The sequence below is a fragment of the Flavobacterium sp. genome (assembly GCF_040382755.1).
Classification (GTDB): domain Bacteria; phylum Bacteroidota; class Bacteroidia; order Flavobacteriales; family Flavobacteriaceae; genus Flavobacterium.
On the sequence record NZ_JBEIET010000154.1, the window covers coordinates 1 to 3,969 of the forward strand.

The window sequence follows — 3,969 nt, forward strand, 5'->3', positions numbered from 1 at the left end:
CGATTTAGTTGTTGATGAAAGTTTGATTGAAAAAACAGATAATTTCAAAATTAAACAAGAAGAATTTTTTGATAATTTAGATGTTACCTCTCAACAAATCATCAATATTTTGGAAGAATATGTAAAACCTGCTGTTCAAAGCGATGGTGGAAATATTACTTTTAACTCGTATGACGAAAGCACAAATGTAGTAAAAGTGACGCTTCAAGGCGCTTGTAGTGGTTGTCCGTCTTCAACATTTACTTTGAAAAACGGAATTGAAAATATGTTACGCGATATGTTAAAAAATAATTCAATTATAGTAGAAGCTATGAATGGCTAATTTTTTCTTACAATAAAAAAAGGGCTGTTTATATTATGTAAATAGCCCTTTTTTAATATTTAAAATTTATTTTTTAGTAATTAAAACAAAATCTTTTAAATAAAAAGGTTCGAAATAAGCTACATCTTCAAATTGGTTATTTTGAAATTTTTGAAAGGAAATTAAACTCATTTCGGCAGCAGATGGAAATTGAATTTCAGGATAATATTTAAATTTTTCATCCGTTAATATTTCTTTAAATTTCATCGCGCCATCGCCAATTAAATGTAATATTTCTGTTTCCTCTTGAAACGAATTTTCATCAATAATTTCCGCTTTGGTTTCTCTAATTTTAGCATAATTGCTATCAAAAAACGCACTGTATACTTCTAATCTTCTGGCATCAATCATAGGTAAAATAATTCCGTTTGATATATTTATTTTTCTTGCCAGAATTTCTAAAGTATCGACGGCTATTAAAGGAATAGATAATGCATAGCACAACCCTTTTGCTGCAGAAACCCCAATTCGTAAACCTGTATAAGAACCTGGTCCTTGACTAACAGCAATCGCACTTAAATCTTGTAATTTTAAATGGGATTCAGCAAAAAGTTCCTCAATAAAAATATGTAATTTTTCAGCGTGAGAAAAATTTTGTTCTGCTATTTCTCTTATTGCAAGCGTTTTACCATCTTTTGATAAAGCAACTGAGCAATTTTTTGTAGCGGTTTCTACATTCAGAATTAAAGCCATTTTATTTTAAATTTAGTACACAAAGTAACAAAAAAAGACACAATTTCTTGTGCCTTTTCTAAAATCAAAACTGTTTTAACTAACTTTTTTGTTCTTTAGCTTTTTTATCTTGGTCAGATTTGGTTTCTAATCTTACTTTATCATTTGGCAGTAAGTCTTTTGAAACTAAAGTGTACGGTCCTATAATAATTTCATCTCCTTTTTTCAAGCCAGATAAAATTTCAATATTCGTATCATCTTGAATTCCTGTTTTTACGACTCTAATTTTGGCTTTATCACCAACTTTTACAAAAACACATTCAAATTTAATATCTTTTAAAGGTACTTTCCCTTTTTTTTCTGCTTCTTCTTTTTCAATTTCGGCAACAATATCTTTTTTGGTTGAAGTTGTGTCGTCTTTAATTACGATGGCACTAATTGGAACTGCTAAAACATTTGTGCTTCTTTTTGTTTCGATATCTACAGTTGCAGTCATTCCTGGTCTAAAAGGAGAATAGCTCACTGGTTTTCCTTCTAATAAATCTTGATACGATTCTTTTACTAATCGAACTTTTACTTTAAAATTTGTTACTTGATCTGCCGTTAAGCCTGTTGTAGCTGAGTTAGAAATACTTGTAACTACACCATCAAATTTTCTTTTTAAATAAGCATCCACTTCAATTTTTGCCGAATCGCCAATACTTACTTTTACAATATCATTTTCATTTACATCTACTTCAACTTCCATATTATTTAAGTTGGCAATTCGCATCATTTCTGTACCAGCCATTTGTTGTTGTCCTAAAACACGCTCTCCTAATTCAATATCTAATTTAGAAATCGTTCCGTCAGCAGGAGCAAAAATGGTAGTTCTTTTTAAATTATCACTTGCTTCTGTTACGTTTGCCGAAGCCGATTTCATTTGATAATATGCTGATTGCTTACTGGCAACTGCCACTTCATAAGCAGAAACAATTCTGTCCCATTCTGCACGAGAAATTACGCCTTTATCGTAAAGTTTTTTATTTCTGTCGTAATTGGCTTTCGCTTCTTTAACTTGGGCATCAGCCTGACTTACACCAGCTTTTGAAGTTGATAAAGACGCCACAGTTCGGTCAACTCCAGAAGTATAAATGTCTGGATTGATTTTTACCAATAATTGTCCTTTTTTTACTTCCTGCCCTTCTTTTACGTTTAAAGCAATAATTTCACCTGAAACTTCTGGCATAATTTTAATTTCAACTTCTGGTTGAATTTTACCAGTTGCCGAAACGGTTTCAATAATCGTCATCGTTTCTGCTTTGGAAACTTCTACGATTTTACTGTCGTCGTTATTTCCAATTTTTCCTGATTTTTTAAGAATAATTAATAGTACAATCACTGCAACTACAATTCCTAAAATGATAAATAATTTTTTTCTTGACATAGCTTTATTGTTTTTCTATAAGTGGAATTCCGAAATAAAATTCTAAAATTTTAATTCTAAAAATATAATCATATTTGGTTCTTAATACTTCTGATTGTGCGTTTACGAAAGCAGTTTGAGATTGGTTGTAATCAAAAATATTCATCATACCAATTTCGTATCTGTCTTTTGCGTATTGCATTGCTAATTCGCGGGCTTTTACAATTTGTAATGCAGCTTCATAACTTTCTTTTGCAGCTTTTGTATCCGTATACGCTGTAAATACATTGCGCTCAATATCTAATTCTTGTTGATCTTTGGCTAACTGACTTTTCGCTAATGCAATTTTTGTTCGAGCTACATTGTTTTTCACAGCAAAACCATTAAAAATTGGAATATTTAGTGACAAACCAAAATTTTGACCTTTGTTTGTACTAAATTGATCAAACAAAGGTTTTGGACTCGTTACTATCGGTACACCGTTAATTATTTCAAAACCGTTTGAATTTGACGCTCTGGTATTGAAACCATAAAAAGCGGTTAAAGTTGGTAAATAAGCTCCTTTTGCAATAGAAATGTCTTTTTCTGCTACTGCCACATTGGTTTCAGCAATTTTTAATTCCGTTCTGTTTTCTTTGGCTTTGGCAATTACCGCTTCTGGTGTTTCGTTTAAAACCGTTGATAACATCGAAGGCATATCGTCTTCCGAAATATCAAAATTTTGAAAATCTTTAATCTGTAATAATTGTGCTAAACTTAATTTAGATAATAACAAACTGTTTTCAGCCACAATTACACGCTGATTTCCTGTAGCCATAGTAGCTTGGATGTCTAACAAATCGCCTTTTGGAACATTTCCTGCTTCCACTAATTCAACAGTTCTGTTATATTGGATTGTATTAAGTAACTTTTGTTGGGTTTGAACTTTTAAATTTTCTTTATTAAATAAAATCTGTAAGTAAGCATTGGCTACGTTTAAAGCAATATCTTCTTGCATTTTCGTTAACTGATATTGAGAAGCAATTATAGCTAAATTGGCTTTTCTTAACTGATTTACATTTTGCAATCCTTTAAAAATATCCACATTTGCATTTAAATTTGCAGAGGTAAATTGCGTCGTTTGATTTTCTAATAAACCCGTTGTAATGTTTTGATTTAAACCAATATTCCAAGAATGCGATGAAGATGCGTTTACGTTTGGTAAAAAATTACCAATAGCGTCTTTTTTAGCGATAGCTGTAGTTTGCGTATCTAATTCCGATTGTTTAATGGAAATATTATTTTTTATGGCATAATAAATACATTCTTTTAATGTCCATTTTTTTTCTTGGGCAAAAGAAGTAACACTCACAAAAAATAGTATCAAAACGATTTGTACTGACTTCATTATAATAATTGTTTTACTATTTGACCATTGTTTATTAAAAATGTTACACTTTACAATTAAAAATTTTACTTTTATACCAGAAATAATTTAAAACAGAATACAATATTTTCTTATATTTTTTGTTTTTCTTAAAATCGTTTTACA

The 3,969-nt window shown here is 30.3% G+C and carries 4 protein-coding genes; 1 reads left to right on the forward strand and 3 read right to left on the reverse strand.

What is annotated here, in order from left to right:
- Positions 1–322, forward strand: a 322-nt coding sequence (locus tag ABWO04_RS10310) for a NifU family protein (RefSeq protein ID WP_353079624.1), incomplete at its 5' end; no start/stop codon positions are given.
- Between the two features lie 66 nt (positions 323–388).
- Here the strand turns inward: ABWO04_RS10310 and tsaB are convergent.
- From tsaB to ABWO04_RS10325, 3 genes are all read right to left on the reverse strand, one after another.
- Positions 389–1,054: a tRNA (adenosine(37)-N6)-threonylcarbamoyltransferase complex dimerization subunit type 1 TsaB gene (gene tsaB / locus ABWO04_RS10315; RefSeq protein ID WP_353079625.1), complete on the reverse strand. Its 666-nt coding sequence runs from the start codon at positions 1,052–1,054 to the stop codon at positions 389–391.
- Between the two features lie 79 nt (positions 1,055–1,133).
- Positions 1,134–2,459, reverse strand: a complete 1,326-nt coding sequence (locus ABWO04_RS10320) for an efflux RND transporter periplasmic adaptor subunit (protein WP_353079626.1) — start codon at positions 2,457–2,459, stop codon at positions 1,134–1,136.
- Positions 2,460–2,463: 4 nt separating this feature from the next.
- The gene (locus ABWO04_RS10325; protein ID WP_353079627.1) at positions 2,464–3,825 is read right to left on the reverse strand and encodes a TolC family protein; all 1,362 of its coding nucleotides are present in this window, start codon (positions 3,823–3,825) and stop codon (positions 2,464–2,466) included.
- Positions 3,826–3,969 lie beyond the last annotated feature (144 nt).